This window comes from Trabulsiella guamensis ATCC 49490 (assembly GCF_000734965.1).
GTDB classification, from domain to species: domain Bacteria; phylum Pseudomonadota; class Gammaproteobacteria; order Enterobacterales; family Enterobacteriaceae; genus Trabulsiella; species Trabulsiella guamensis.
Map to the genome: position 1 here is coordinate 1 of NZ_JMTB01000245.1, position 325 is coordinate 325.

2 pseudogenes are annotated in these 325 nt (G+C 56.3%); both read left to right on the plus strand.

Features of this window, described 5'->3' with window-relative positions:
- Positions 1 to 92, plus strand: a pseudogene (locus tag GTGU_RS26945) (phage tail sheath C-terminal domain-containing protein); the annotation flags it as partial.
- Between the two features lie 30 nt (positions 93 to 122).
- Positions 123 to 325 (plus strand): annotated as a pseudogene (locus tag GTGU_RS23775) (phage tail tube protein); the annotation flags it as partial.

A 325-nucleotide genomic window follows, 5' to 3' on the forward strand; every position in this document is an offset into this window, starting at 1 on the left:
CGAACGATCCGAACCGCCTTAACTTCATCTGCCACCCGAACCTGGTGAACCAGCTGCGCGTTCTGGCCGGTCTCATCCAGTTCAAACTGTAATAAGGAAGCAGCATGGCAAACATTCTGGGTATGGCGGCCATCCGTATCAACGGCCGCGAAATCAAAACCGAAGGTAAATCCACCCTCAATCCGGGCGGCTTCGCGCGCCAGCAGCATATGGGGGCGGTAAAGTCTGGGGCAACTCGCGCAAGATGGCCGCGCCTTCCATCAAGCTGACCATTGCCGCTGATCAGGACGTCGACGTGATTGAAATCAGTAACTGGGAAGACGTC